The following is a 25,538-nucleotide window of genomic DNA, read 5'->3' as shown; positions in this document are numbered from 1 at the left end:
CGCGCCCGGGGCCTCGGCGGGGTCAGGCTGGTGATCAGCGACGCCCATACTGGCCTCAAGGCCGCCATCGCACGGGTGGATAAGCAACGGCCCGGGAGCAGCCTTCAGCGGGTTATCCGGTCATTGCCCGCAGATTGGCTCCTCGGACCCGCGTTCCCGCCCGGCATGGCAAAGGGCTGGTTGCGGCCCCGTCGCCATGCGGGGGTGCGGGATGACGGGTTGGGCAGGGTCGTCGGCCCTTTCGACAGGCGGATCGAGCAAGGAACGGCACAGGCCGCGGGCTGCCAAAGACTGCCGTCGGGGCAGTCCCTGCCTGCTGCCGGGCTTGAAGCGGAGTTCCCGCCATGCGGCGGAACCCGCTCACTGCCTCGGATGCCGCAGGCCCAGGGGCCGAGATCCCTGGCCCCGCCCGGCGCGAGCGGCTGCGGGTGAGGCTGAAACTGTGCCGCCCGCCACCGCAGGGATCCGCGGCCCGAGGTTTTCGGGGCGGGGGGGGGAAGGGAGGCGCCCTGCGGTCACGGAAGCGGCGCAGCTGCCGTGGCCCGGCGGCAAAAGGATCGGGCCGCAGTCGTGCTGCGGCCCGGTCGCGTCCTGCTGGAACGTGTTGGCGGCGGGCCCGAGGCCGGGCAGGCGCCGTTGCTGTCGCCGGCCGGGCGGCGCGGGACGGATGACATCCCGCGCGCGGCTCAGTGCGACAGGCGCGAGATCTCTTCCTTGAGGCGCAGTTTTTCCTTTTTCATCTGGGCAATGGCGAGGTCGTCGACGCCCGGGCTGCGATGCGCGGCCTCGATGGCGTTGGACAGTGACTGGTGTTTGCGGCGAAGCTCCTGCACATGGGATTCAACCGACATTCCGTCCTCCTCCTGGATTGATCGAGCCAAGGAATTGCAGCACAGAACCGTCACATTGTCACCTCAAATCGCCGGTGATCGGCGTCAGCGGCGCGGCGGCGCGCAACACCGCCTGCGCGGCGGCGGTCAGGTCCTCGGCATCGCCGGAATGTGACGGTTTTTCATGCATGACAAAGGGGGAAAGCAGCCGCAGCGGCGCCCTGCCCCCTTTGCGCGCTGTCACAAGGACGCGCCCCGCCTCGCGCCCGGCGCGCGCCGCGACCGGCAGGATGGTGAGCGCCCCGGCCCGGTCCTGCAGTGCCGAGAGAATCACCGCCAGCCGGTCGGCGCGCTGGATCAGCGTCAGCCGGCCACCCGGCCGCAGCCGGCGCAGCCCGGCCTCGAGCCAGTCGGCCAGCGGCGTCAGCTCGTGGCGGGCGCGTTCGCGGCCCGCGTCGGGGGCGGGCGTGCCGGCGGTGAAATAGGGCGGGTTGGCGATGACGTGATCGAAGCCCATCTGCCGCAGCTCGGCCGGCATCCGCGCCAGATCGCCCTGCAAGATCATGGATTCGATGCCATTGGCCGCCGCGTTGCGCCGCGCCAGCGCCGCGTAATCCTGCTGCAGCTCCAGCCCGACCAGCCGCAGCCCCGGCACGCGCGCGCCAAGGCACAGCAGGGCCACGCCGGCGCCGCAGCCCAGTTCCAGCACGCTTTCGCCGGCGCGCGCCGGGCAGGCCGCGGCCAGCATCACCGCATCGGCCCCGGCGCGATAGCCGCGCGCCGGCTGGGCAATGGCCAGCCGTCCGCCCAGGAACGCGTCCTCGCGCAGGTCAGTCATGGTGGATGCGGTTGTCGCGCAGGATGGCACGCGCCATGAACAGGTCGCGGTCGGCCACCATCAGCCGGCGCGGCAGGATCCCGAGCGAGCCCTCAAGCACGCTCATGTGCTGGTCCACCGGGAAGGCAGTGATGCCCTCGGCTGCCAGCAGATCGGCCGCGCGGGTGATCAGAAGCGGGTCTGTGGTGCGCAGAAGCTGTTTCATGATGCCGGAATTGTTACGGGGCGGTTGCGATTATGTCCATGACATGGCAATGCCTGCGGCCAAAGGGAATGGCAGATGGGCATGAACGAGAACGTCTCAAAGCCGCTCGACCGGCTCTCAGTCGAACTTGCCGGGGATATGGACCGGGTCAACGCGCTGATTCGCGCGCGCATGGCCAGCCGCCATGCCCCCCGCATCCCCGAGGTGACCGCGCATCTGGTCGAGGCCGGCGGCAAGCGGCTGCGGCCGATGCTGGTGCTGGCGGCGGCAAACCTGTGCGGCTATCGGGGCGAAAGCCATGTGCTGCTGGCGGCGGCGGTCGAGTTCATCCACACCGCCACGCTTTTGCATGACGACGTGGTGGACGAAAGCCGGCAGCGCCGCGGCCGGCCGACGGCCAACCTCTTGTGGGACAACAAATCCAGCGTGCTGGTCGGCGACTATCTGTTCGCGCGCAGCTTTCAGCTGATGGCCGACACCGGCAGCATGCAGGTCATGCGCATCCTGTCCAACGCCAGCGCCACCATCGCCGAGGGCGAGGTGCTGCAACTGACTGCGGCGCAGGACATCGCGACCAGCGAGGACACCTATATCCAGATCGTGCGCGGCAAGACCGCGGCGCTGTTTTCCGCCGCGACCGAGGCCGGCGCGGTGGTGGCGGGGGCCGAGACCGGGGCGCAGCAGGCGCTGTTCGACTATGGCGACGCACTGGGCATCGCCTTCCAGATCGTCGACGACCTGCTGGACTATGGCGGCAGCGCGCCGGTGATCGGCAAGAACACCGGTGACGACTTCCGCGAACGCAAGCTGACGCTGCCGGTGATCAAGGCCATCGCCGCCGCCGATGCCGATGAGCGCGCCTTCTGGGAACGCACCATCGGCCTTGGCCGGCAGGAGGAAGGCGACCTGGAAACCGCGCTGGCGATCCTGCGGCGCCGGGGGGCGCTGGACGCGGCGCGCGCCGACGCCCTGGCCTGGGCCGCGCGCGCCAGGGCGGCGCTGGCCGCCGCCCCCGATCACGGCCTGCGCGCCATCCTCTCGGATCTGGCGGATTTCGTCGTCTCGCGCCTGTCCTGACGCAATGGGGCATGGCCCGGCCAGTGCCGGGCCCCCTGCCCTGTCTGGCGGCCGGCCTAGCCGTTATAGGCGCTTTCGCCATGCGTGGTGATGTCGAGGCCCTGACGTTCGTCCACCGTCGCGACGCGCAGCCCGGTCAGGGCGCGCACCAGGCCGATGGCCGCAAGCGACACCAGCGCCGACCAGACCACCGCGACCAGCACGCCCAGCGCCTGTTTCAGCACCTGTCCGGCGATATCATATTCCGCCACCGCGCCGGCGGCATAGTCATAGACGCCGGTTCCCCCCAGCGAGGGCGCGGCAAAGACCCCGGTCAGCAGCGCGCCGATGATGCCGCCGACGCCGTGGATGCCGAACACGTCGAGGCTTTCGTCGATGCCCAGCCGCGCCTTGAGGCTGATCACCACCCACATGCAGGCGAATCCGGCGACCAGCCCCATGGCGATGGCGCCCATCGGCGCCACGAATCCCGCGGCCGGGGTGACGGCGACCAGCCCCGCGATCGCTCCCGAGATCCCGCCCAGCAGCGAGGGATGCCCGCGCAGCAGCCATTCGCCTCCGGCCCAGGCCAGCGCCGCCGCCGCCGTCGCCACCGCGGTGTTCAGCATCGCCAGCGCCGCCGTGCCCGTGGCCTCGAGGTTCGAGCCGGCGTTGAAGCCGAACCAGCCCACCCACAACAGGCAACCGCCCAGAAAGGTGAAGGGCAGGTTGTGCGGCGCCATCAGCTCGCGCCCGTAGCCCAGGCGCGGCCCCACCGCCAGCGCCGCGACCAGGCCCGCGACACCGGCGTTGATGTGGATGACGGTGCCGCCGGCGAAATCCAGCGCGCCATGGCCGAACAGATAGCCCGAGGGCGCGTCATGGGCGCTGGGCCCGCCCCACCACCAGACCATATGCGCCATCGGCAGATATGAGAACAGAAACCAGATCACCACGAACAGCAGCACGGCGGCGAATTTCATCCGCTCGACCACGGCGCCGGTGATCAGCGCCCCGGCGATGCAGGCAAACGCCATCTGGAAGATGACGAAGGCATATTCCGGCACAAGGACATTGGCGCTGAAGGTCTCGACCAGCGAGGCCGGTCCGATGCCGGCCAGAAACGCCTTCGACAGCCCGCCGATGAAGGGCGTGGCCGGCCCCGCCTCGGCCGCGCTGCCGGCGCCGCTGAAGGCCAGCGAATAGCCCACCGCGACCCAGAGCAGCGCGATGACGCAAAAGATCGTCAGCACCTGCATCAGCACCGACAGCATGTTGCGCGCCCTGACCAGCCCGCCATAGAACAGCGCCAGGCCCGGGACCGACATGGCGATGACCAGGATGGCCGAGACCATCAGCCAGGCGGTGTCGCCCTTGTCCACGACCTTCTCCACCGCCCCCACCTGCTGCGCCCCCGCCTGCTGTGCTGCCGCCGGCAGCGCCGCCATGGCCAGCGCCACCGCCGCCCGCGCGCGCCTGATCGCATCTGATCGCATCATCTGTCCTGCACCTTCCTGCTGCGTTGCGCCAAAGCCCCTCATGTGTTCTAGGGAACCGCCCGACCCCGTCCGGGCACAAGCCTTGCGCGAAACCTTGCCCGCCGCATCCGGGCTCTGCCTGAAAAACAGGCGGATCCGGGGGTGGCTGCACGGGGGCGCGGCAGTTCACCGATTGGTCATCGCGGTTCTCAAGCCCCGTGCTTTCCTGTATGTTCCGCGGCAACGGGCCGGAACACTCGGCCGGGCAGGAAAGCAGGCATGACGAAACCGACCGGCACTGGCCGCATTGTCGCGGACAAGCGCAATTTTGACCAAGCCCCTCAGAAAAGGCAGAAACAGACTGGCGGAACGGGCGGCAGGCCGCCGCGCCGGCCGCGGCGCGGCAATGTCGTGACCCGGGGAATCGCCGGGCTGGTGCTGCTGGTCTGGCGGGTGGTCTGGGGCTCGTTCTGGCGGCTCGGGCTGACCATGGCGCTGATCCTGTTCCTGGCCAGCGCCTATTACTACACCACCCTGCCCGAGCCCTCGGACCTGTTCGACGGCCGCGCCCGCGGCTCGGTGACCATGCAGGACACCGAGGGCCAGGTCTTTGCCTGGCGGGGCGAGACCTTCGGCATGGTCAGCGCCGACAAGATCGCCCCGGTGCTGAAGGATGCCGTGGTCGCGACCGAGGACAGGCGCTTTTACCGCCATTTCGGCGTCGATCCACAGGGCATCGCCAGCGCCGTCAGGATCAACCTTTCGGAAGGGCGCGGCGCGCTGCAGGGCAATGGCGGCTCGACCATCACCCAGCAGGTGGCGAAACTCCTGTGCCTTGGTGAGACCTTTGACCCGACGCGCTGGAAATCCGAGGCCGAATTCGAGGCCGAGTGCCGCAAGAGCTCGCTCTGGCGCAAGGTCAAGGAGGTGCCCTATGCCCTGGCCATGGAGTTCAAGTATTCCAAGGCGGACATCCTGAACATCTACATGAACCGCTCATATCTGGGGGCGGGCGCGCGCGGCTTCGAGGCCGGGGCGCAGCGCTATTTCGACAAGTCGGCGGCCGAGGTGAACGCCTCGGAGGCGGCGATGCTGGCCGGGCTGCTGAAGGCGCCCAGCTATTTCTCGCCCACCTCGAACCTGCAGCGCTCGCAGGACCGCGCCTCGGTCATTCTCGGGCTGATGCATGACCAGGGCTATCTGGACGACGCGGGCTTCGCCGATGCCAAGGCGCATCCGGCGGTGCTGTCCAAGGCGGCGGCGGCGCGGGCAGGGGGGTATTTCGCCGATTGGGTGATGGAATCCGGTCCCGGCTTCCTGACCAGCGAGACGACCGAGGACGTGACGATCAAGACCACCTTCGACCAGCGCGTGCAGCGCGCCGCCGAACGGGCGCTGACGCGCATCTTTGACGAAAAGGTGGCCAAGGGATCAAAGGCCGAGGCGGCGGTGGTGGTGATGTCGCCGGACGGCGCGGTGCGCGCCATGATCGGCGGGCGCGACCCGACGGCGGTCGGCGCCTTCAACCGCGCCACCCAGGCGCAGCGCCAGACCGGCTCCAGCTTCAAGCCCTTCGTCTATGCCGCGGCGCTGGACCAGGGCTATGGCCCGAACGACTTGGTCCTGGATGCACCGCTGACAATCAATGTGCGCGGCTCGGGGCCGTGGTCGCCGCAGAACTATACCCGCCGCTACCAGGGCGAGGTGACGCTGACCCGCGCGCTTTCGCAGTCGCTGAACACCGCGACCATCCGCCTGCAGGAAATCGCCGGCCGCGACGCGGTGCGGCGGGTGGCGCAGGATTTCGGCTTTGCCCATGACCTGGCCAGCGGGCCGTCGCTGGGGCTTGGCGTGTCGGAATCGACGCTGCTGAACATGTCCGCCGCCTATGCCGGCATCCGCAACGGCGGCACCGCCGTCAGCCCCTACGGCCTGGTCGAACTGCGTATCAAGGGCGACGACCAGGCGCTGATCGGCCAGAGCGGCGGCATGGGCCAGCGGGTGATCTCGCAAAAGGCGGCGAGTGAACTGATCGGCATGATGCAGCAGGTGATCGAACGCGGCACCGGCACGCGGGCGCGGCTGTCCGGCCGACCGGCAGCGGGCAAGACCGGCACCACCTCCAGCTATCGCGACGCCTGGTTCATCGGCTTCACCGGCCAGTATGTCACCGGCGTCTGGATGGGCTATGATGACAACAAGCCTTTGAAGGGCGTGACCGGCGGCGGGTTGCCGGCCGAGGTCTGGCAGGCGGTGATGGCCGAGATCCACGAGGGCCTGCCAGTCGAGCCGCTGGGCAGTTTCGTCTTTGACGCCGAGGGCGCGGTGCCGCATGTGGTCAGCACCGGCGCGGACGGCGCCGCGGACCCGCTGGCCGCGGCGCTTTCCGAGGCGCTTGGCCAGGCCGCGCCGCAGCCCCAGGCCGGGGCAACGGTCGGTCGCGTCCTGCCCGATCCCGGCGCGCCGGCGGGCAATGCCCCGCCGACCTTCCCGGCCGAGACGGTGACCAGCGACGGCGCCGAGGCCGGGCTGGCCCCCGCCGACGGCGGCGAGGACGCGCTGACCCAGGCCCTGCGCGGCATCCAGGGGGTATTCCAGGAATAGGCGGCGTTCAGCCGCCGGTATGGCTCATGAAGCGGCTGACCTGCCCGGCGACATGCTGGCGGGAATAGTCGAAATCGTGACCCCTGGGCTTGCGGGCGATCGCGGCGCGGATGGCGTCGCGCAGGGGCGCGTCATCGGCGCTGGCGCGCAGAGGCGCGCGCAGGTCGGCGCGGTCCTCCTGCCCCAGGCACATGAACAGCTCGCCCGTGCAGGTGACGCGCACGCGGTTGCAGCTTTCGCAGAAATTATGCGTCAGCGGCGTGATGAAGCCGATCTTCTGCCCGCTCTCCTCCAGCCGCACATAGCGCGCGGGCCCACCCGTGCGTTCGGTCAGGTCGGTCAGGGTGAAGCGCCCGGCCAGCCGTGCGCGCAAATCCGACAGCGCCCAATACTGATCCAGCCGCTGTTCCTCGCCCATGTCGCCCATGGGCATGACCTCGATGAAGGTCAGGTCGTGGCCCTGCCCGGCGCACCAGTCAAGCAGCGAAAACAGCTCGTCCTCGTTGAAGCCCTTCAGCGCCACGGCGTTTATCTTGACGCGCAGCCCGGCACGGGTGGCGGCCTCGATGCCCTCCAGCACCTGCGGCAGCCGGCCCCAGCGGGTGATCTGCGCGAATTTCCCCTCGTCCAGCGTATCCAGCGAGACATTGACCCGTCGCACACCGCATTCGGCCAGTTCCGCCGCAAAGCGCGCCAGCTGGCTGCCATTGGTGGTCAGGGTCAGCTCGTCCAGCCCCTGACCCAGATGGCGCGACATGGCACGAAAGAACGTCATGATGTCGCGCCGCACCAGCGGCTCGCCCCCGGTGATGCGCAGCTTGCGCACCCCAAGGCCGACAAAGGCCGAACACAGCCGGTCCAGTTCCTCAAGCGTCAGCAGGTCGCGCTTGGGCAGGAACTGCATGTGCTCGGCCATGCAATAGGTGCAGCGAAAATCGCAGCGGTCGGTGACCGAGACCCGCAAATAGGTGATCGGCCGGGCGAATGGATCTATCAGGGGGGGCAGCGTTTCCATGCCGGCAAGATAGGTGCCGCGCCATGGCCGCACAAGCCGGGCAATCCGTTGATGATCCTGTAACCGCAACCGCGGGTTTCGCTGGACGCGACCGGGGCGCGGCGTCTAGCCTTCGGGGCGACGCAGCAGCAAAGGCACCCCATGACCCGGCCCCCCCTGCGCCTTGCCGGCGCCCTGACCATCCTTGCGCTGGCGGCCTGCAGCCAGAATGCCCGCGCGCCTGAGGCGCCCGGCACCGTGGCGGTGATCGACAGCATGACCGACCCGGCCACCGGCGCCGTGGTCATCCCCGGCCCCTCGCTCAAGGGGACAGCGCCGCGCACGCCCGGCAAAAGCCTGACGAGCTCCTCGATCGGCATCGCCGCATCCCCCGCCGCCACGGTGCCCGAGCCGGCCCCGACCCCGGTCTCGACCGGAACCGGCCGGCGGCTGGGAAGCACCATCGCTTCGCTGGGCGATCCCTCGCTGCCCGGGCTGTGGATCCGCACACCGCTGGTGCAAGCCGATTCCGCCGGCAAGATCGTCAACCCGGCGAACGGGAAATTCGCCAGGGTGCGCCTGATGCCGCTGGGCGGGCCCGCCGGCGGCGGCAGCCAGGTTTCGATGGCGGCGCTGCAGGCACTGGGCGTCAGCCTGACCGACCTGCCCGCGCTGGAGGTCTATCAGGACTGATCGCCGCGCCGGCGGTTTTCCGGCAGCCAGCGCCCGGCCTCGCGCCGGGCAAAGGGCTTCAGCCGGGCGCCGTCTGCCGCCAGCCAGTCGCGCACGCGCTGCGGATCGTGCTTGGAGAGTTCGCGCAGCCACCAGCCGATGGCCTTCTGGATGAACCACTCGCGGTCATCGGCCAGCCTGGTCAGCCAGGACAGCAGCCGCTCGCGCCGCGCCAGGTCCTCGGGCCTGGGGTTGCGGACATGCGTCCAGGGCAGGGTTCCGACCAGCGCCGCGCGCCGCACCCAGAACAAGGGATGCCCCAACCAACCCTCGACCTCATCAAGCCGCGCCGGTTCCGCCAGAAGCCGCCGCTCGCCCGCCTTCATCGCGTGATCGGCAATCGCCCAGGCATCGAATTGCGGAACCCAGCCGACGATCAGTCCCCAGACTGCTGCATCCGGCCGAATGCGGGCCTGGGTCAGCAGTTTTGCCGCGGCAATGCGCGCCTCATGCACATCGCTGTCCCACAGCCGGCCGGCCAGATCGACCCGCCCCGCCACGTCCAGCCCGGCCCGCCAGCCGCGCGCCAGATCGTCGATGACTGGCACCGCCACCCCCAGATAGACGCGCGGCGCCTTGTGATAGGCCGCCATCTCGGCTGCCTTTGCGGGATCACCCAGCGCCCTCAACTCCTCCAGTTCCTGCATGTTCTTTCTTGCCCAAATGTCCTGGAGGAGTCGCCCTGGCCCGCAAGGGCCGGGGCGGCGGGGACAAAGCCCCCTATTCCACGGTCACCGATTTCGCCAGGTTGCGCGGCTGGTCCACATCCGTGCCCTTGGCGACTGCGGTATGATAGGCCAGATACTGCATCGGCAGCGCATAGAGGATCGGCTGGAACACCCCGCCGCCCGCCGGCATCGCCAGGCCGGCCCGCACCCCGTGACCGCCCGCCGCCAGCCCCTCGGCATCCGAGATCAGCAGCACCTGCCCGTGCCGGGCCATGACCTCCTGCATGTTCGACACGGTCTTGTCGAACAGCCCGTCGCGCGGCGCCACCACCACCACCGGCACATTGCGGTCGATCAGCGCGATCGGCCCGTGTTTCAATTCGCCCGAAGCATAGCCCTCGGCATGGATATAGCTGAGTTCCTTGAGCTTCAGCGCCCCTTCCAGCGCTACCGGATAAAGCGCCCCACGCCCCAGGTAAAGCACGTCCTGCGCCTCGGAGAGCCAGCCCGCCAGCCGCTGGCATTCGCCGCTGACCGCCAGTGCCTGGCTCATCAGCCCCGGCAGCGCGCGCAGATCGGCCAGATGCGCGGCAAGCGCCGTGTCATCCAGCCGGCCGCGGTCATGCGCCGCCTTCAGCGCCAGCACCGCCAGCACCGCCAACTGGCAGGTGAAGGCCTTGGAGGAGGCCACGCCGACCTCGATCCCGGCCAGCGTCGGCAGGGCGATATCGGCGTCGCGCGCAATGGCCGAAGTGCCGACGTTCACCACGCCGACGGTCCTGGCCACCTTGCCGCGGGCGTAATGCAGCGCCGCCAGCGTATCGGCGGTCTCGCCGGACTGGCTGACGAACAGCGCCCAGCTTTTCGGCGACAGCGGCGGCTCGCGATAGCGGAATTCCGAGGCCACATCCAGATCGCAGGGCAGACCGGCCAGCGCCTCGAACCAATAGCGCGCGACATGGGCCGCGTAATAGGCGGTGCCGCAGCCGACCAGCACCAGGCGGTCCACGGAACGGAAATCCAGCGCCTCGGGCAGCACCAGCCGCTCGCCCTTGATGTAATGGTTCAGCGCATCGCCCAGCACCACCGGCTGCTCGGCAATCTCCTTGGCCATGAAATGGCGGTAGCCACCCTTGTCGATCAGGGTGGCGCCCACGTCGATCTGGGCGATCTCGCGCGCGACCGGGTGGCCATCGGCATCAAAGATCTCGGCCCCGGCGCGGCACAGGATCGCGTGGTCGCCGTCCTCGAGATAGGTGATGCGGTCAGTGAAGGGCGCCAGCGCCACCGCGTCCGAGCCCAGATACATCTCGCCATCGCCATGGCCGATGGCCAGCGGGCTGCCCTTGCGGGCGGCGATCATCAGGTCGGGCTCGCCGTCGAACAGGAAGGCCAGGGCAAAGGCGCCCTGCAGTCGCGCCAGCGTCGCGCGCGCCGCAGCAATCGGCGCCATGCCCTGCCCCATGTGCCAGGCGGTCAGCAGCGCCACGGTTTCCGTGTCGGTCTGCGATTCCGGCTGCAGGCCCAGGGCGATCACCTCGTCGCGAAGGTCGCGAAAATTCTCGATGATGCCGTTGTGGACCACGGCGACGGGGCCGCGGCGATGCGGATGGGCATTGGCCTCGGTGGCGGCGCCATGCGTGGCCCAGCGCGTGTGGCCGATGCCGGCGTGTCCGGTCAGCGGCTCATGCACCAGCCGGTCCGAAAGGTTGACCAGCTTGCCCACCGCACGGCGCCGGTCCAGCCGCCCGCCCTCGTTCACCGTGGCAACGCCGGCACTGTCATAGCCGCGGTATTCCAGGCGCTTCAACGCCTCGACCAGTTGCGGCGCGACCTCGTGCCCGCCCAGGATGCCGATGATGCCGCACATGTCAGTCGTCCTTCTTCTGGCGCAGCGCCTGCATCAGCCGGGCCGCAAGTCCGGGCCGGTTCACCTGCCGCGCCCGCCCCAGCGCCAGCGCGTCATCGGGCACGTCCTGGGTGATCACCGAGCCCGAGCCGGTCATGGCGCGGTTGCCCACCCGCACCGGCGCCACCAGCATGGTGTCCGAGCCGATGAAGGCCTGCGCCCCGATCACCGTGCGGTGCTTGCCCACGCCATCATAATTGCAGGTGACGGTGCCGGCGCCGATATTCGTGGCCTCGCCGATCTCGGCATCGCCCAGATAGGTCAGGTGGCCGACCTTCACGCCTTCGTCGAGGACCGAGTTCTTGATCTCGACGAAATTGCCCACATGCACGTCGCCGCCCAGTTCCGCGCCGCTGCGCAGCCGGGCAAAGGGGCCGACGGTAGCGCCGGCGCTGACATGGCAGCCCTCGAGATGGCAGAAGGGCAGGATCTCGGCGCCGCTTTCGATGGTCACGCCGGGGCCAAAGACCACGTTCTGGCCGATGATCGCATCGCGGCCGATGCAGGTGTCGAAGGAAAACCACACCGTGCCCGGATCGCTGAGCGTCACCCCGTCCTCAAGCGCCTGGGCGCGGGCGCGGGCTTGGAAGGCCGCCTCGGCCTCGGCCAATTCCGCGCGGGTGTTGATGCCCAGGGTCTCGGATTCGGCGCAGGTGACCACCTCGACGCGGTACCCGTCAGCGCGGGCAAGGCCGGGCACGTCGGTCAGATAGTATTCGCCGGCGGCATTGCGGTTGCCCAGCCGGGCGACATAGTCGCGCAACAGGCCGGCATCCGCCGCCAGCACCCCGGAGTTCACCAGCCGGATGGCGCGGGTGGCATCGTCGGCATCCTTGTATTCGACGATGCGCTCAAGCCCGGCCGGCCCGATCACCAGCCGGCCATAGCGGCCCGGATCGGCGGTCTCGAAGCCCAGCACCGCGATATCGGCGGGATGCGCGGCCAGGGCCTGCAGCGTCTCATCGGCGATGAAGGGCGTGTCGCCGTAAAGCACGATCACCCGGCCCTCGAAATCCTCGAGCAGCGGCAGCGCCTGCTGCACGGCGTGCCCGGTGCCAAGCTGCTGTTCCTGCAGCGCGATCCGCGCCTCGGGATCGAGGCGGGCCACGGTGCGGCGCACCGCCTCGGCGCCATGGCCGGCAACGACGATCACCGCCTCGGGTTCCAGCCGGCGGCCCGCCGCCAGCGCATGGGCCAGCAGCGGCACGCCGCCCAGCCGGTGCAGCACCTTGGGCAGGTCCGACTGCATGCGGCTGCCCTGGCCGGCGGCCAGAACGATCAGTGCCACGGGTTTTTCCGACATCCCTGCCTCTTGCCTGTTTTCTATCCCTCGCGCGCGTTCTACCTAGGGGCAGGCAGCGGGGAAAGCCCCCGCCGGATCAAACATCCTGACGAAAGGTTTCAGCATGGCGGGCACGGTGGTCTTCGATCTGGACGGCACGCTGGCCGACACCTCGGGGGATCTGATCGCGGCGGCCAATGCCTGCTTCCGCGCCCGCGGCCTTGCAGAACTGCTGGACCCGGTCGCCGATGCGCTGATCGCCTTTCACGGCGGGCGGGCGATGCTGCGCGCGGGCTATGCGCGCATGCCCGGCGACATGCTGCTGCCGCCCGGCGCCGAGGACGAGGACTATTGCCATCTGTTGCGCCATTACGGCGCCGCCATCGCCGTGCACACAAGGCTTTACCCCGGCACCGAGGCGGCGCTGAGGCGGCTTTCCCGGGACGGTCACAGGCTGGCGGTCTGCACAAACAAGCCCGCCGGCCTGGCCGAGCAATTGCTGCGCGACCTCGGCATCCGCGGGCATTTCGCGGCGCTGATCGGCGCCGACAGCCTGCCGGTCCGCAAGCCCGATCCCCGCCCCTATGCCGCGGCAGTGGCGGCGGCGGGCGGAGAGGTGGCGCAATCATTCCTGGTGGGCGACACCGAGACCGACCGCCGCACAGCCAGCGCCGCCGGCGTGCGCGTGGCGCTGGTCGCCTTCGGCCCCGAGGGCCCGGCGCTGTCGCGGCTGGCCCCCGAGGCGATGCTGGCGCATTTCGACGATCTGCCGGCGCTGGCCGCGCAATGGCTGGCAACGGACGCCGCCTGAGACCCTGCGGCCCGCCGGCACTAAAAAGGGGCCGCGAGGGCCCCTTTTGCGCGATGACACGGATAGGCGCAGCCTATTCCGCCTCGTCGGCCGATTTCGCGTTCAGCTGGCCATAGGCCTGCGCACCGATCTGGCCGTAAAGGCCAAGCTGCGTCTCGAGGAAGTCGATATGACCCTCTTCATCGGTCATCAGCGCGTCGAACAGGCTGCGGCTGACATAGTCGCCGACCTTGTCGCAATATTCCCGCGCCTCGATATACAGCTTGCGCGCATCGTATTCGGCCGCCAGATCCGCCTCGAGCGTTTCCTTGAGGTTCTGGCCGATACGCAGCGGGTCCAGCTTCTGCAGATTCGGATGACCTTCGAGGAAGATGATTCGCTGGATCAGGCGGTCGGCGTGGTGCATCTCCTCGATCGATTCGCCACGCGACTTGTCGGCGATCTTGCCGAAACCCCAGTCCTGCTGCAGGCGGTAATGCAGCCAATACTGGCTGACCGCCGTCAGCTCAGACCGCAATGCCGCGTTGAGATACTCGATGACCTTGGCGTCGCCCTTCATGGTTTTCCCCCTGGCGGTTGGCTCTCAGCCCCCGCAGGCCCGGGGGCACGGCCAGACTATCGCATCCGCGCATGGTGTCCAGAAACAAGGACATGCAGCCGCCGCAATCGGCGCGCTTGCCAAGGGTGCGATAGACCTTGCCGGGCGTGATGATGGTTTCCGGGTCGGCGGCGCGCATCCAGTCGATGGCGGTCCGGATTTCGTGGTCGGAAATCTGCGTGCAGTGGCAAACGATCATGGACTCACCCCGGTTTGGTGGATGTTTACCATTTCCCTCGGTCATGTAAAGCCCGAGCGTTTCACTTTCGCATCAACCGCGCTTGACTGCCCCCGGCGCCAGGGTGACAAGCCGGGGCATGAGGCTGGACGATTTCGACTTTCACCTGCCCGAGGGGCTGATCGCCACCCGCCCGGCGCGGCCGCGCAGTTCCGCGCGCCTGCTGCTGGCCCGGGGCGACGAGATCCGCGACCTGCAGGTGCGCGACCTGACCGATCTGCTGGGTCCGGGCGATCTTCTGGTGCTGAACGACACAAGGGTGATCCCGGCAAGGCTGAGCGGCACGCGCGCACGCGCTACCCCGCAGGGCGAGGCGGTGGCGCGCATCGAGGTCACGCTGCTTGAGCCCGCGGCGGATGGCTGGAAGGCGCTGGCGCGGCCCCTGCGCAAGCTCAGGCAAGGCGAGGTGATCCGCTTTTCGGAGCGGCTTTCGGCTGAGGTCGCCAGCATCGACGCCGACGGGCTGCGCCTGCGCTTTGACAGCGCCGGCGCGGATTTCGACGCGGCGCTGGCCGAGGTCGGGGCCATGCCCCTGCCCCCCTATATCGCCGCGCTGCGCCCCCCGGACGAGGCCGACCGCGAGGATTACCAGACCGTCTGGGCGCGCCATTCCGGCGCCGTCGCCGCCCCCACCGCCAGCCTGCATTTCGACGCCCCGCTGCTGGCAGCGCTGCAGGCGCGCGGCGTGCGCCTGGTGCATGTCACGCTGCATGTCGGCGCCGGCACCTTCCTGCCGGTCAAGGTCGAGGATGTGACCAGCCACCGGATGCACGGCGAATGGGGCGAGGTGACCCCCGAGGCGGCAGCGGCGATCAACGCCGTCCGCGCCGCCGGCGGCCGGGTGATCCCGGTCGGCACTACGGCGCTGCGCCTGATCGAATCGGCCGCCGGGGCGGATGGAACCGTGCGAGCCTTTTGCGGCGTTACGGAAATCTTCATCTATCCCGGCTACCGCTTTCGCGTGACCGATGCGCTGATGACCAATTTCCACCTGCCGAAATCGACGCTGCTGATGCTGGTCAGCGCGCTGATGGGACAGGAGCGCATCCGCGCCATCTATCGCCACGCCGTCGAATCGGGCTATCGCTTTTTCAGCTACGGCGATGCCTCCTTGCTGATTCCCGGGGACTGACGATGCGCAGCGTGATCATCACCACCTGGCCATTGCTGCTGGGCATCCTGCTGTTGATGGTCGGCAACGGCATGCAGGGCACGCTGCTGGGCATCCGCGGCAGTCTCGAGCAATTCTCGACCGGGCAGATGTCGGTGGTGATGGCGACCTATTTCGGCGGCTTCCTGCTGGGATCGCGGGTGGTGCCGGGCCTGATCCAGAGGGTCGGGCATGTGCGGGTCTTTGCGGCGCTCGCCTCGTCGATATCTTCGGTGCTGATCCTTTACGCCGCCGCGCCCTACTGGCCGGTCTGGGCGCTGATGCGGCTGCTGATCGGTTTCTGCTTTTCAGGGGTCTACATCACCGCGGAAAGCTGGCTCAACGCCAGCACGACGAACGAATCGCGCGGCCAGGCGATGTCGGCCTACATGATCGTGCAGATGCTGGGCATCATCACCGCACAGCTGCTGATGAACACCGCCGATCCGGGCGGCTGGCTGCTGTTCGTCATCCCCTCGGTGCTGGTCAGCCTGTCCTTCCTGCCGATCCTGCTGTCGACGCAGCCGGCGCCGCAATTCGCCACGCTGCAGCGCATGACCTTCGGCGCGCTGTTTCGCGTCTCGCCGCTGGGCTGCATCGGCATGTTCCTGATGGGCGGGGTGTTTTCGGCGCTGTTCGGCATGGCCTCGGTCTGGGGCTCGAGCAAGGGGCTCGGCGTGGGCGACATCTCGGCCTTCGTGGCGGCGATCTATGTCGGCGGGCTGATGCTGCAATATCCGATCGGCTGGCTGTCCGACCACGGCGACCGGCGGGTGATCGTGCTGGTGCTGGCGGCGGCGGGCGCGGCGATCTGCGCCGCCACCGTGCTGCTGCAGCCCGGCATCTGGGGCCTGATCCTGGCGGCGGCGCTGATCGGCGGCGTGGCCAACCCGGTCTATTCGCTGCTTCTGGCCTATACCAACGATTTTCTCGACAACAGCGACATGGCCGCGGCCTCGGCGGGTTTGCTGTTCATCAACGGCGTCGGCGCCATGGCCGGGCCGCTGATTACCGGCTGGCTGATGTCGCTTCTGGGACCGGACGGGTTCTGGGTCTATATCGGCGTGCTGCTGGCGATGCTGGCGGCCTATACCGGCTGGCGGCGCACCCGTCGACCGACCCCGGCCCAGGACCAGAACTTTGCCGTCATCTCGCCCTCGGCGACGCCGGTCGCGGTCGAGGCCGCGCTTGAGACCGCCAGCAGCGAGGACGACAACCGCCCGGGCTGAGGACGGGCTTGCAGCGGGCGCGCGGCTCTGCGACCATCCCCCAAGCAAGGGGGACAGGCCATGGCCGCAGCCGTCACACCGGACGAGATCACCCGCTTCTGGCTGGACGAGGTCGGCGAGGCCGGCTGGTATGCCCGTTCGGACGCGCTGGACGACACCATCCGCCGCCGCTTTCGCGCCTGCTGGGACCAGGCCGCGACCCTGGCCCCCGCCTGGGCCGCGACGCCCGAGGGGGCACTGGCGGCACTGATCCTGACCGACCAGTTCCCGCGCAACATGTTCCGCGACGACGCCCGCGCCTTTGCCACCGACGCACTGGCGCACCGCCTTGCCGACGCGGCCATCGCCGCCTGCCAGGACATGGCCATCGCGCCGCCGGCCCGGCAGTTCTTCTACATGCCCTTCGAGCACAGCGAGGATCTGGCCGACCAGAACCGCGCCGTCGCGCTGTTTCGCGACCGGATGCCGGGCGATAATCTGCGCCACGCCGAACTGCACCGCGACACGATCGCGCGCTTTGGCCGCTTTCCCTGGCGCAACGCCGCGCTTGGCCGGGTGCCGACCGCGGCTGAAGCCCGTGTGATGGCGGCGGGGGGCTACGCTGCGCTGGTCTCGGGCAAGCTGTCGCTTGATGCTCTCGAATAAATGGTTTAACGCTCAACTATCTTTTTCCAGAGGGGGTAATCCATGGCGCAGTCCTTCGACATGGTGGTGATCGGTTCCGGCCCGGGCGGCTATGTCTGCGCCATTCGCGGCGCCCAGCTCGGCCTCAAGGTGGCCTGTATCGAACGCGAACACCTGGGCGGCATCTGCCTGAACTGGGGGTGCATCCCGACCAAGGCGCTGCTGCGCTCGGCCGAGGTGTTCCACCTGATGCATCGCGCCAAGGAATTCGGCCTTTCCGCCGACAAGATCGGCTATGACCTGCCCGCGGTGGTGAGCCGCTCGCGCGGGGTCTCCAAGCAGCTTGCCGGCGGCGTCGGCCATTTGCTGAAGAAAAACAAGGTCACGGTGATCATGGGCGAGGCAACGCTGGCCGGCCCCGGCAAGATCTCGGTCAAGACCGACAAGGGCACCGAGGAAGTGACCGGCAAGGCCATCGTTCTGGCCACCGGCGCCCGCGCCCGCGAACTGCCCGGCCTTGAGCCGGACGGCGATCTGGTCTGGAACTACAAGCACGCGCTGAACCCGCCGCGCATGCCCAAAAAGCTGCTGGTCATCGGCTCGGGTGCCATCGGCATCGAATTTGCCAGCTTCTTCAACACGCTGGGCGCCGATACCACGGTGGTCGAGGTGATGGACCGGGTGCTGCCGGTCGAGGATGCGGAAATCTCGGCCCTGGCGAAAAAGCAGTTCGTCAAGCAGGGCATGAAGATCATGGAAAAGGCGACGGTCAAGAAGCTCGACCGCGCCAAGGGAAAGGTCACCGCCCATATCGAATCCGGCGGCAAGACCGAGACCCATGACTTCGACACGGTGATCTCGGCCGTCGGCATCGTCGGCAATGTGGAAAACCTCGGCCTCGAGGCGCTGGGGGTCAAGGTCGACCGCACCCATGTCGTGACCGACGAATATTGCCGCACCGGCATCGCCGGCCTTTACGCCATCGGCGATGTCGCAGGCGCCCCCTGGCTGGCGCACAAGGCCAGCCACGAAGGCGTGATGGTCGCGGAACTGATTGCCGGGCAGCACCCGCATCCGATCAAGCCGAACTCGATTGCCGGCTGCACCTATTGCAACCCGCAGGTGGCCTCGGTCGGCCTGACCGAGGAAAAGGCCAAGGCCGCCGGCTATGAGGTCAAGGTCGGCCGCTTCCCCTTCATGGGCAACGGCAAGGCGATCGCGCTGGGCGAGCCCGATGGCCTGGTCAAGACCGTCTTCGACGCCAAGACGGGCGAGCTGCTGGGTGCGCATATGGTCGGCGCCGAGGTGACCGAGCTGATCCAGGGCTATGTCGTCGGCCGCACGCTGGAAACCACCGAGGCCGAGCTGATGGAGACGGTCTTCCCGCATCCGACGCTGTCCGAGATGATGCACGAGGCCACGCTCTCGGCCTATGGCCGCGCCATCCACTTCTGATGCGACCATCCACTTCCGATGCGAAAAGGGGGCCGGCTGGCCCCCTTCTTCTTTCTTGCCCAAATATCCCACGGGGATCCGGGGGAGTGAAACCCCCGGCCTTGCGTCAGGCGGTGACCGGCATCCGCGCCTCGATCATGCCGGCATACCAGCTCGAGCCCGCCGGAATGGCATTGTCGTCGAAATCATAGGCCGGGTGGTGCACCATGGCGGTGTCGCCGTTGCCCACGAAAATATAGGCGCCGGGGCGTTCGTTCAGCATGTAGCTGAAATCCTCACCGGCCATCAGCGGCTGCATGTCCATATCGACATCGCCGGCGATCTGGCGCGCCACCTCGGCGGCATGCACGGTGGCCTCGGGATGGTTGCTGGTCACCGGATAGCCGCGCTCATAGAGCACTTCGGCCGTGGCGCCGAAGGCGGCGGCGGTATGGGTGGCCACGCGGATGATGCCTTCCTCGAGCTGGTCGCGCACCTCGGGGGCCAGACTGCGGGCGGTGCCCCTGAGCCGGACCACCTGCGGGATCACGTTATGCGCCGTGCTGTCGGTTTCGATGGCGCAGATCGAGATCACCCCGCTTTGCAGCGGATCGACATTGCGCGAGACGATGGATTGCAGCGCCACGATGATCTGCGCCGCCACCAGCGCAGTGTCGATGGTGTCATTGGGCTTGGCCGCATGCCCGCCCTTGCCGGTGACGGTGATCTCGATCGTGTCGGCCGCAGCCATCATCGCGCCCTCGCGGATGGCGAATGTGCCGGTTGGATAGCCGGGCATGTTGTGCATGCCGTAAAATTCCTGGATGCCCCAGCGCTCGACCAGCCCGTCCTGGATCATGACCTGGCCGCCGCCGCCGCCCTCTTCGGCCGGCTGGAAGATCAGCACGGCGGTGCCGTCGAAATTGCGCGTCTCGGCCAGATAGCGCGCGGCGCCCAGCAGCATGGCGGTATGGCCGTCATGGCCGCAGGCATGCATGACCCCCGGCGTCCGCGAGGCGTGTTCGGCGCCGGTGGCCTCGCGGATCGGCAGCGCGTCCATGTCGGCGCGCAGCCCGATCACCCGGCCCCGGCTGTCGCTGCGGCCCTTGATGACGCCGACGACGCCGGTGCGGCCCACCCCCTCGGTCACCTCGTCGACCCCGAAGCTGCGCAGAAGCGCGGCGACCTTGCCGGCGGTGCGGTGCACCTCGAATTGCAGTTCGGGATGCTGGTGGAAATCGCGGCGCCAGGCGGTGATTTCGGGCAGCAGTTCGGCAAAGCGGTTCTTGACGGGCATGGGGCTTCTCCTTCGCGGGCAGGTTAGCGCTTTCGCGTGCCGCCGCAAGGTCGCGCGGCACGCTCAGTCATGGGTGGGCGGATCGACCAGCACCAGATGGCCGGGGGCAACCTCCGCATAGCGCGACGGCGGCGGCGCGTAACCGGCGGCATGGATCGGCGAGGGGATCGGGCGAAAGCGCAGGTCCTCTGAGATCTTCTTGCGGCGCGGGTCCGCCACCGGCACCGCCGACATCAGCTGGCGGGTATAGCTGTGGCGCGGGCTTTCGAACACCTGTCGGCGCGAGCCGATCTCGACGATGCGGCCCAGATACATCACCGCGACCTGATGGCTGACGCGCTCGACCACGGCCATGTCATGGCTGATGAACAGCATCGAGATGCCCAGTTCGCGCTGCAGTTCCATCAGCAGGTTCAGCACCTGCGCCTGCACCGAGACATCCAGCGCCGACACCGCCTCGTCGGCGATGACCAGTTTCGGGTTCAGCGCCAGGGCGCGGGCGATGGCGATGCGCTGGCGCTGGCCGCCCGACATCTCGTGGGGATAGCGGCGCATGAAGCCGCGCGGCAGTTCCACCCGGTCGAACAGGTTCTCGATGCGCTGGCGCCTTTCGTCGCGATTGCCGATACCAAAGTTCAGCATCGGCTCCTCGATCTGGTCATAAAGCCGCATCTGCGGGTCGAGGCTGGCAAAGGGGTCCTGAAAGATCATCTGCATCTCGCGCCGGGCGCGGCGCAGATCGCCCGGCGCCAGCGCCAGGATGTCCTGCCCGCCCAGATGCACCGAGCCCGAGCACGGCTCGACCAGCCGCAGGATCGAGCGCCCGGCCGAGGATTTGCCGCAACCCGATTCGCCCACCAGCGACAGCGTCTGGCCGGCATTCAGCGTGAAGGAGACATCCTCGACCGCATGCACCTGCGCCACGGTGCGCCGCATGAGCCCGCCCTTGACGGCGAATCGCGTGCAGAGGTTGCGCACCACCAGCAGCGGCCCGGCCGGCAACTGCGCGGCGGGCGCGGCCCCGGCCTCGGCCCCGCGCATCAGCCGCATCGGCTCGGGGGTGTCGCGTCCCTCCATCTCGCCCAGGCGCGGCACGGCGGCCAGCAGCGCCCGGGTATAGGGCTGGCGCGGGTTCTCGAAGATCTCGGTGACCGGGCCCTCCTCGACCTTCTCGCCGCGAAACATCACCACGACGCGGTCGGCCATCTGCGCCACCACCGCCATGTCATGGGTGATGAACAGCACCGCCATGTCGTTTTCGCGCTTGAGGCGGTCGATCAGCGCCAGGATCTCGGCCTGGATGGTCACATCCAGTGCCGTCGTCGGTTCGTCGCAGATCAGCAGCCGCGGGCGGCAGGCCATGGCCATGGCGATCATCACCCGCTGGCGCATGCCGCCCGACAACTCATGCGGATATTGCGTCAGCCGCCGCTCGGGTTCGGGGATGCGCACCTCGCGCAGCAGATCCAGCGCCCGGGCGCGGGCCTCGGCGCGCGACAGGCCGCGATGCGTGATCAGCCCCTCGGACAACTGGTCGGCGATGGTGAAGACCGGGTTCAAAGCCGTCATCGGCTCCTGGAAGATCATCGCGATCTCATTGCCGCGGATGCCGCGCATGGCGCGGCTGTCCTGCCGGGCCAGATCGACCCTTTCGCCGTCCGCGCGCTGAAACAGCAGCCGGCCCTGCGCGATCTCGCCGCCGCCGAATTCGACCAGCCGCATCAGCGACAGCGAACTGACCGACTTGCCCGAACCCGATTCGCCCACCACGCACAGGCATTCGCCCGGACGGATGTCATAGGACAGGTCGCGCACGCCGGTCACCGGCCCGTCATGGGTCTGGAATTCGACGCGCAGCCTGTCGACGGAAACCAGCGCTTCCCGGTCCAGCATGAATGCCCCCATCCGCTTGCAATGCCCAAGGCTAATCCTGCGTGCGTGCAATGCAACCGGAAAGCCGAAGATGATTCTTGCTTTTCGCGCGGGATCGGTCTGAAACTTGCCTGGATCAGGGGCGCAAGGCCGCCGCAGACCATGGTGCCCCGCCACCCTGCCGATGCGAGATCCAGCCAACAGGAGAAAGCGATGAGACTGAGAACCATGCTGCTGGGTGCCGCGGCCACGGCGCTCTTCGCCCCCGCCGCCCTGGCCGAGCGCGGCAGCGACGGGCAGGTGAATGTCGTGCTGTGGCAGGCGCCCTCGACGATGAACCCCTATCTGTCCTCGGGGACCAAGGACATCATCGCCGGCAGCATGGTGCTTGAGCCGCTGGCCGGATTCGACCCCGATGGCAAGGTGATCGCGCGCCTTGCCGCCGAGGTCCCCTCGCTTGAGAATGGCGGCATCGCCGAGGATCTGAAAAGCGTCACCTGGAAGCTGCTGCCAGGGGTGAAATGGTCCGACGGCACGCCGCTGACCGCCCATGACGTGGTGTTCAGCGCGCAATATTGCATGGACCCCGAGGGCGGCTGCGCGCAGCTGGCGAAATTCGAGGGCGTCGAGAAGGTCGAGGCGCTGGACGATCTGACGGTGAAGGTCAATTTCACCACGCCGCGCCCCGACCCGTTCTCGGCCTTTGTCGGCGGGCAGTCGCCGATCCTGCAGAAGGCGCAGTTCGAGAAATGCCTCGGCGCCGCGGCGCCCACCTGCACCGCGCAGAACTTCGGCCCGATCGGCACCGGCCCGTTCAAGGTCACCGAGTTTCGCACCAATGACGTGATCAGCTTCGAGGCCAATCCCGAATACCGCGACCCGGCCAAGCCCGCCTTCGCGAAACTGGTGATCAAGGGCGGCGGCGATGCCGCGGCGGCGGCGCGTTCGGTCCTCGAGACCGGCGAGTTCGACTATGCCTGGAACACCCAGCTGTCCCCCGACGTGATCGCCACCATGGAGGCCGCCGGCAAGGGCAAGGTCTCGGCCGCTTTCGGCACGCTGGTCGAGCGCATCCATGTGAACCTGACCGACCCCTCCTCGAGCCTGCCCGAGGGCGAGCGCTCGACGCTGAAACATCCGCATCCGATCCTCAGCGATCCCGCTGTCCGCAAGGCGCTGTCCAAGGCCGTGGACCGCCAGCTGCTGGTCGAGGTGGGCTATGGCATCGCCGGCAAGCCCACCTGCAATGTCGTGCCGGCGCCCGCGGCCTGGGCCTCGGACAATACCGACTGCCTGGCCCAGGATGTCGAGGGTGCGAAGAAGCTGCTAGACGAGGCCGGCTGGGTCCCGGGCGGCGACGGCATCCGCGAAAAGGACGGCAAGCGGCTGAAGCTGGTGTTCCAGACCTCGGTCAATGCCGTGCGCCAGGACTTTCAGGCGCTGATCAAGCAGTGGTGGCAGGACATCGGCATCGAGACCGAGCTGAAGGTCATCGACCCTTCGGTATTCTTCGGCTCGGACGCAGGCTCGCCCGACACGCTGCAGAAATTCTATGCCGACGTGGAAATGTATGCCAACACCTTCGAGGGCAACAACCCCGAGCCCTATCTGGCCAAGAACACCTGCGACAAGGCGCCGGGGCCGGACAACCAGTGGCAGGGCGAGAACACCAGCCGCTATTGCGACAAGGAATATGACAAGCTGGTGGCCGAGCTCAGCGGCATCGTCGATCCCGCCGAACGCGCCGCCATGGGCCGCAGGATGAACGACATGGTGACCAGGGACAGCGACGCCATCGTGCCGCTGGTCTATCGCGGCACCGCCTCGGCGCATGCCAACAGCCTGGGCGGGGTGGTGCTGAATGCCTGGGACACCGAATTGTGGAATGTCGCGGACTGGTATCGCGTCAAGCCGTGACTATGCTGGCCGGGCCGGTCCCGCCGGACCGGCCCGAACCCATTCGAATCATTGGTGGAAGACTGCGATGAAATCTGGACTGATCGTCTCGGCGCTGGCATTGGGCCTTGCCGGGCCCGCCCTGGCCGAGCGTGGCGGCGACGGGCCGCTGAAGGTGCTTTACTGGCAGGCGGCCACCGTGCTGAACCCCTATCTCTCGACCGGGGCCAAGGATGTGGACCCGGCCTCGATGGTGATCGAGCCGCTGGCGATCGTCGCCGATGACGGCAGCCTGCAACCGGTGCTGGCCGACCGCATCCCCTCGCTGGAAAACGGCGACATCGCGCCCGATTTCACCTCGGTCACCTGGCGGCTGAAGGCGGGGCTGAAATGGTCCGACGGCACGCCCGTCACCGCCGAGGACGTGAAATTCACCGCCGAATACTGCATGGACCCGGCCTTTGGCTGCGCAGTGCTGGCCGAATTCGACGGCATCTCCTCGGTCGAGGCGCTGGACGCCACGCATGTGCGGCTGAACTTTGCCAAGCCCAAGTTCGCGCCGCTGCAGGCCTTCGTCGGCGGCCGCACGCCGGTCCTGCAAAAGGCGCAGTTCGAATCTTGCAAGGGCGCGGCGGGCGCAAGCTGCAGTGCGCAGAACTTTGGCCCCATCGGCACCGGCCCCTTCAAGGTCACGGAATTCCGCCCCGGCGACGTGGCGCAGTTCGCGATCAATGACCATTACCGCGACCCGGCGAAACCCGCCTTCGACAGCGTCACCGTCAAGGGCGGGGGCGACGCCATGGCGGCGGCGCGTGCGGTGCTGGAATCGGGCGAATACGACTTTGCCTGGAACCTGCAGCTGCCGCCCGACGCGGTCGCGGCCATGGAGGCCAAGGGCAAGGGCAAGCTGGTGGTCAGCTTCGGCTCGATGGTCGAACGGATCGAGCTGAACCAGACCGACCCCAGTGCCGACCTGCCCGAGGGCGAGCGTTCGACCGTCAAGCATCCGCATCCCTTCCTGACCGATCCCAAGGTGCGCCGGGCGCTGTCCATGGCCATCGACCGGCCGATCCTGGCGGAATTGACCTATGGCCCGGCCGGCAAACCTACCTGCACCATCGTGCCGGTGCCCGCGGCCTATAATTCGGGGCGCGACGAATGTCTGACCCAGGACATCGCGGCGGCAGACAGGCTGCTGGACGAGGCCGGCTGGGTTCCGGGCGCCGACGGCATCCGCGAAAAGGACGGCAGGCGGCTGCGCATGGTGTTCCAGACCACGGTGAACCCGGTGCGCCAGGACGTGCAGGCGCTGGTCAAGCAATGGTGGTCCGATATCGGCGTCGAGACCGAGCTGAAGGCGGTCGACGGCTCGGCCTTTTTCGGCGGCGATCCCGGCAACCCCGATTCGCAGCAGAAATTCTATGCCGATGCGCAGATGTTCACCGATGCCTTCTACATTCCCGATCCGGCATCCTTCCTGAACAAGTTCGTCTGCGCCCGCATCCCCTCGGCCGAGAACCAGTGGCAGGGCAACAATTCCGTGCGCTTCTGCGACCCGGCCTTCGATCGCGCCGTCGCCGAGTTGCACGACACCGGCGAGCCGCCCCTGCGCCAGGAGGTCGCCAAGCGCCTGACCGACCAGCTGACCGCAGACGGCAATTACCTTTTGCCGCTGATCCACCGCGGTATGGTCTCGGCGCATGTCAACTCGCTTGCGGGCGTCCAGCCGAACGGCTGGGAAGGTCAGCTCTGGAACGTCGCGGACTGGAGCCGCGGCGAATGATTCGCGGCAG

The 25,538-nt window shown here is 68.3% G+C and carries 22 protein-coding genes and 1 pseudogene; 11 read left to right on the top strand and 12 right to left on the bottom strand.

Translation table 11 applies throughout. The annotated features are described in order from the left end of the window. Positions 1–78 (top strand): annotated as a pseudogene (locus WMK75_RS10030) (transposase); the annotation flags it as partial. Between the two features lie 608 nt (positions 79–686). On the opposite strand, the gene WMK75_RS10025 reads toward WMK75_RS10030, so the two are convergent. From WMK75_RS10025 to WMK75_RS10015, 3 genes are read right to left on the bottom strand one after another with little or no spacing between them, the layout of a single operon-like run. Further along, positions 687–851, bottom strand: coding sequence for a YdcH family protein (locus WMK75_RS10025; RefSeq protein ID WP_347267541.1), 165 nt, complete (start codon positions 849–851; stop codon positions 687–689). Between the two features lie 58 nt (positions 852–909). Beyond that, the gene (locus tag WMK75_RS10020) at positions 910–1,668 is read right to left on the bottom strand and encodes a methyltransferase (RefSeq protein ID WP_347267540.1); all 759 of its coding nucleotides are present in this window, start codon (positions 1,666–1,668) and stop codon (positions 910–912) included. Next, positions 1,661–1,873: a DUF2007 domain-containing protein gene (locus WMK75_RS10015; protein ID WP_347267539.1), complete on the bottom strand. Its 213-nt coding sequence runs from the start codon at positions 1,871–1,873 to the stop codon at positions 1,661–1,663. The genes WMK75_RS10020 and WMK75_RS10015 overlap by 8 nt, the downstream gene beginning before the upstream one ends. A 75-nt stretch (positions 1,874–1,948) precedes the next feature. Between WMK75_RS10015 and WMK75_RS10010 the strand changes: the two genes are divergently transcribed. After that, positions 1,949–2,950 (top strand): polyprenyl synthetase family protein, encoded by a 1,002-nt coding sequence (locus tag WMK75_RS10010; RefSeq protein ID WP_347267538.1) that lies wholly within the window; start codon positions 1,949–1,951, stop codon positions 2,948–2,950. 56 nt (positions 2,951–3,006) lie between these two features. On the opposite strand, the gene WMK75_RS10005 is transcribed toward WMK75_RS10010, so the two are convergent. Continuing rightward, entirely contained in the window at positions 3,007–4,428 is a 1,422-nt protein-coding gene (locus WMK75_RS10005; RefSeq protein ID WP_347267537.1) for an ammonium transporter, read from the bottom strand. A gap of 258 nt (positions 4,429–4,686) precedes the next feature. On the opposite strand from WMK75_RS10005, the gene WMK75_RS10000 reads away from it, so the two are divergent. Further along, complete coding sequence (locus WMK75_RS10000; protein ID WP_347267536.1) at positions 4,687–7,011, top strand: transglycosylase domain-containing protein; 2,325 nt, start codon at positions 4,687–4,689, stop codon at positions 7,009–7,011. Positions 7,012–7,018: 7 nt separating this feature from the next. Here WMK75_RS10000 and moaA read toward each other — a convergent pair whose 3' ends face one another. After that, on the bottom strand, positions 7,019–8,026 hold the full coding sequence (gene moaA, locus WMK75_RS09995; RefSeq protein ID WP_347267535.1) for a GTP 3',8-cyclase MoaA: 1,008 nt from the start codon (positions 8,024–8,026) through the stop codon (positions 7,019–7,021). Between the two features lie 141 nt (positions 8,027–8,167). Between moaA and WMK75_RS09990 the strand changes: the two genes are divergently transcribed. Further along, on the top strand, positions 8,168–8,698 hold the full coding sequence (locus WMK75_RS09990) for a hypothetical protein (protein ID WP_347267534.1): 531 nt from the start codon (positions 8,168–8,170) through the stop codon (positions 8,696–8,698). Here the strand turns inward: WMK75_RS09990 and WMK75_RS09985 are convergent. The 3 genes from WMK75_RS09985 to glmU form a co-directional block, all read right to left on the bottom strand. Continuing rightward, positions 8,689–9,384 (bottom strand): DNA alkylation repair protein, encoded by a 696-nt coding sequence (locus WMK75_RS09985; RefSeq protein WP_347267533.1) that lies wholly within the window; start codon positions 9,382–9,384, stop codon positions 8,689–8,691. The genes WMK75_RS09990 and WMK75_RS09985 overlap by 10 nt on opposite strands. Before the next feature lie 73 nt (positions 9,385–9,457). Beyond that, positions 9,458–11,275, bottom strand: a complete 1,818-nt coding sequence (gene glmS / locus WMK75_RS09980) for a glutamine--fructose-6-phosphate transaminase (isomerizing) (protein ID WP_347267532.1) — start codon at positions 11,273–11,275, stop codon at positions 9,458–9,460. Position 11,276: 1 nt separating this feature from the next. Then, the gene (gene glmU / locus WMK75_RS09975) at positions 11,277–12,617 is read right to left on the bottom strand and encodes a bifunctional UDP-N-acetylglucosamine diphosphorylase/glucosamine-1-phosphate N-acetyltransferase GlmU (protein WP_347267531.1); all 1,341 of its coding nucleotides are present in this window, start codon (positions 12,615–12,617) and stop codon (positions 11,277–11,279) included. A gap of 103 nt (positions 12,618–12,720) precedes the next feature. Here glmU and WMK75_RS09970 point away from each other — a divergent pair, with 103 nt between their 5' ends. Beyond that, positions 12,721–13,407, top strand: coding sequence for an HAD hydrolase-like protein (locus WMK75_RS09970; RefSeq protein ID WP_347267530.1), 687 nt, complete (start codon positions 12,721–12,723; stop codon positions 13,405–13,407). Positions 13,408–13,480: 73 nt separating this feature from the next. Here WMK75_RS09970 and bfr read toward each other — a convergent pair whose 3' ends face one another. Then, entirely contained in the window at positions 13,481–13,966 is a 486-nt protein-coding gene (gene bfr, locus WMK75_RS09965) for a bacterioferritin (protein ID WP_347267529.1), read from the bottom strand. Then, positions 13,914–14,204, bottom strand: coding sequence for a (2Fe-2S)-binding protein (locus WMK75_RS09960; protein ID WP_347267542.1), 291 nt, complete (start codon positions 14,202–14,204; stop codon positions 13,914–13,916). The genes bfr and WMK75_RS09960 overlap by 53 nt, the downstream gene beginning before the upstream one ends. A 118-nt stretch (positions 14,205–14,322) precedes the next feature. Here WMK75_RS09960 and queA point away from each other — a divergent pair, with 118 nt between their 5' ends. From queA to lpdA, 4 genes are read left to right on the top strand one after another with little or no spacing between them, the layout of a single operon-like run. Continuing rightward, the gene (gene queA, locus WMK75_RS09955; RefSeq protein ID WP_347267528.1) at positions 14,323–15,375 is read left to right on the top strand and encodes a tRNA preQ1(34) S-adenosylmethionine ribosyltransferase-isomerase QueA; all 1,053 of its coding nucleotides are present in this window, start codon (positions 14,323–14,325) and stop codon (positions 15,373–15,375) included. Between the two features lie 2 nt (positions 15,376–15,377). Next, positions 15,378–16,622: an MFS transporter gene (locus tag WMK75_RS09950; protein WP_347267527.1), complete on the top strand. Its 1,245-nt coding sequence runs from the start codon at positions 15,378–15,380 to the stop codon at positions 16,620–16,622. 60 nt (positions 16,623–16,682) lie between these two features. Continuing rightward, positions 16,683–17,267: a DUF924 family protein gene (locus WMK75_RS09945; RefSeq protein ID WP_347267526.1), complete on the top strand. Its 585-nt coding sequence runs from the start codon at positions 16,683–16,685 to the stop codon at positions 17,265–17,267. 42 nt (positions 17,268–17,309) lie between these two features. Then, complete coding sequence (gene lpdA, locus WMK75_RS09940) at positions 17,310–18,701, top strand: dihydrolipoyl dehydrogenase (protein WP_347267525.1); 1,392 nt, start codon at positions 17,310–17,312, stop codon at positions 18,699–18,701. 106 nt (positions 18,702–18,807) lie between these two features. On the opposite strand, the gene WMK75_RS09935 is transcribed toward lpdA, so the two are convergent. Both WMK75_RS09935 and WMK75_RS09930 read right to left on the bottom strand, forming a co-directional pair. After that, positions 18,808–19,977, bottom strand: a complete 1,170-nt coding sequence (locus WMK75_RS09935; RefSeq protein ID WP_347267524.1) for a M20 aminoacylase family protein — start codon at positions 19,975–19,977, stop codon at positions 18,808–18,810. Between the two features lie 63 nt (positions 19,978–20,040). Beyond that, positions 20,041–21,870 carry an ABC transporter ATP-binding protein gene (locus tag WMK75_RS09930; RefSeq protein ID WP_347267523.1) on the bottom strand — a complete coding sequence of 610 codons (1,830 nt, stop codon included), beginning with the start codon at positions 21,868–21,870 and terminating at the stop codon, positions 20,041–20,043. Positions 21,871–22,062: 192 nt separating this feature from the next. On the opposite strand from WMK75_RS09930, the gene WMK75_RS09925 reads away from it, so the two are divergent. Together WMK75_RS09925 and WMK75_RS09920 are read left to right on the top strand one after the other, a co-directional pair. Further along, positions 22,063–23,766 carry a peptide ABC transporter substrate-binding protein gene (locus tag WMK75_RS09925; RefSeq protein ID WP_347267522.1) on the top strand — a complete coding sequence of 568 codons (1,704 nt, stop codon included), beginning with the start codon at positions 22,063–22,065 and terminating at the stop codon, positions 23,764–23,766. A 67-nt stretch (positions 23,767–23,833) separates the two neighbouring features. Beyond that, the gene (locus WMK75_RS09920) at positions 23,834–25,528 is read left to right on the top strand and encodes a peptide ABC transporter substrate-binding protein (protein ID WP_347267521.1); all 1,695 of its coding nucleotides are present in this window, start codon (positions 23,834–23,836) and stop codon (positions 25,526–25,528) included. The last annotated feature ends 10 nt before the right edge of the window (positions 25,529–25,538 follow it).

The sequence above is a fragment of the Paracoccus sp. (in: a-proteobacteria) genome (assembly GCF_039808215.1).
Taxonomy (GTDB): domain Bacteria; phylum Pseudomonadota; class Alphaproteobacteria; order Rhodobacterales; family Rhodobacteraceae; genus Paracoccus.
Note: the sequence above shows the minus strand (reverse complement) of the source record. Positions and strands in the feature narration are given on the sequence as shown.

Excerpts from the sequence above, each read along its gene's own strand:
- lpdA (WP_347267525.1), top strand. The coding sequence starts at position 17,310 with ATGGCGCAGTCCTTCGACATGGTGGTGATCGGTTCCGGCCCGGGCGGC.
- queA (WP_347267528.1), top strand. The coding sequence starts at position 14,323 with ATGAGGCTGGACGATTTCGACTTTCACCTGCCCGAGGGGCTGATCGCC.
- WMK75_RS10005 (WP_347267537.1), bottom strand. The coding sequence starts at position 4,428 with ATGATGCGATCAGATGCGATCAGGCGCGCGCGGGCGGCGGTGGCGCTG.
- WMK75_RS09925 (WP_347267522.1), top strand. The coding sequence starts at position 22,063 with ATGAGACTGAGAACCATGCTGCTGGGTGCCGCGGCCACGGCGCTCTTC.
- WMK75_RS10000 (WP_347267536.1), top strand. The coding sequence starts at position 4,687 with ATGACGAAACCGACCGGCACTGGCCGCATTGTCGCGGACAAGCGCAAT.
- WMK75_RS10010 (WP_347267538.1), top strand. The coding sequence starts at position 1,949 with ATGGGCATGAACGAGAACGTCTCAAAGCCGCTCGACCGGCTCTCAGTC.
- WMK75_RS09930 (WP_347267523.1), bottom strand. The coding sequence starts at position 21,870 with ATGCTGGACCGGGAAGCGCTGGTTTCCGTCGACAGGCTGCGCGTCGAA.
- WMK75_RS10015 (WP_347267539.1), bottom strand. The coding sequence starts at position 1,873 with ATGAAACAGCTTCTGCGCACCACAGACCCGCTTCTGATCACCCGCGCG.
- WMK75_RS09970 (WP_347267530.1), top strand. The coding sequence starts at position 12,721 with ATGGCGGGCACGGTGGTCTTCGATCTGGACGGCACGCTGGCCGACACC.
- glmU (WP_347267531.1), bottom strand. The coding sequence starts at position 12,617 with ATGTCGGAAAAACCCGTGGCACTGATCGTTCTGGCCGCCGGCCAGGGC.
- moaA (WP_347267535.1), bottom strand. The coding sequence starts at position 8,026 with ATGGAAACGCTGCCCCCCCTGATAGATCCATTCGCCCGGCCGATCACC.
- WMK75_RS09990 (WP_347267534.1), top strand. The coding sequence starts at position 8,168 with ATGACCCGGCCCCCCCTGCGCCTTGCCGGCGCCCTGACCATCCTTGCG.
- glmS (WP_347267532.1), bottom strand. The coding sequence starts at position 11,275 with ATGTGCGGCATCATCGGCATCCTGGGCGGGCACGAGGTCGCGCCGCAA.
- WMK75_RS09945 (WP_347267526.1), top strand. The coding sequence starts at position 16,683 with ATGGCCGCAGCCGTCACACCGGACGAGATCACCCGCTTCTGGCTGGAC.
- WMK75_RS10020 (WP_347267540.1), bottom strand. The coding sequence starts at position 1,668 with ATGACTGACCTGCGCGAGGACGCGTTCCTGGGCGGACGGCTGGCCATT.
- WMK75_RS09920 (WP_347267521.1), top strand. The coding sequence starts at position 23,834 with ATGAAATCTGGACTGATCGTCTCGGCGCTGGCATTGGGCCTTGCCGGG.
- WMK75_RS09935 (WP_347267524.1), bottom strand. The coding sequence starts at position 19,977 with ATGCCCGTCAAGAACCGCTTTGCCGAACTGCTGCCCGAAATCACCGCC.
- WMK75_RS09960 (WP_347267542.1), bottom strand. The coding sequence starts at position 14,204 with ATGATCGTTTGCCACTGCACGCAGATTTCCGACCACGAAATCCGGACC.
- WMK75_RS09985 (WP_347267533.1), bottom strand. The coding sequence starts at position 9,384 with ATGCAGGAACTGGAGGAGTTGAGGGCGCTGGGTGATCCCGCAAAGGCA.
- bfr (WP_347267529.1), bottom strand. The coding sequence starts at position 13,966 with ATGAAGGGCGACGCCAAGGTCATCGAGTATCTCAACGCGGCATTGCGG.
- WMK75_RS09950 (WP_347267527.1), top strand. The coding sequence starts at position 15,378 with ATGCGCAGCGTGATCATCACCACCTGGCCATTGCTGCTGGGCATCCTG.
- WMK75_RS10025 (WP_347267541.1), bottom strand. The coding sequence starts at position 851 with ATGTCGGTTGAATCCCATGTGCAGGAGCTTCGCCGCAAACACCAGTCA.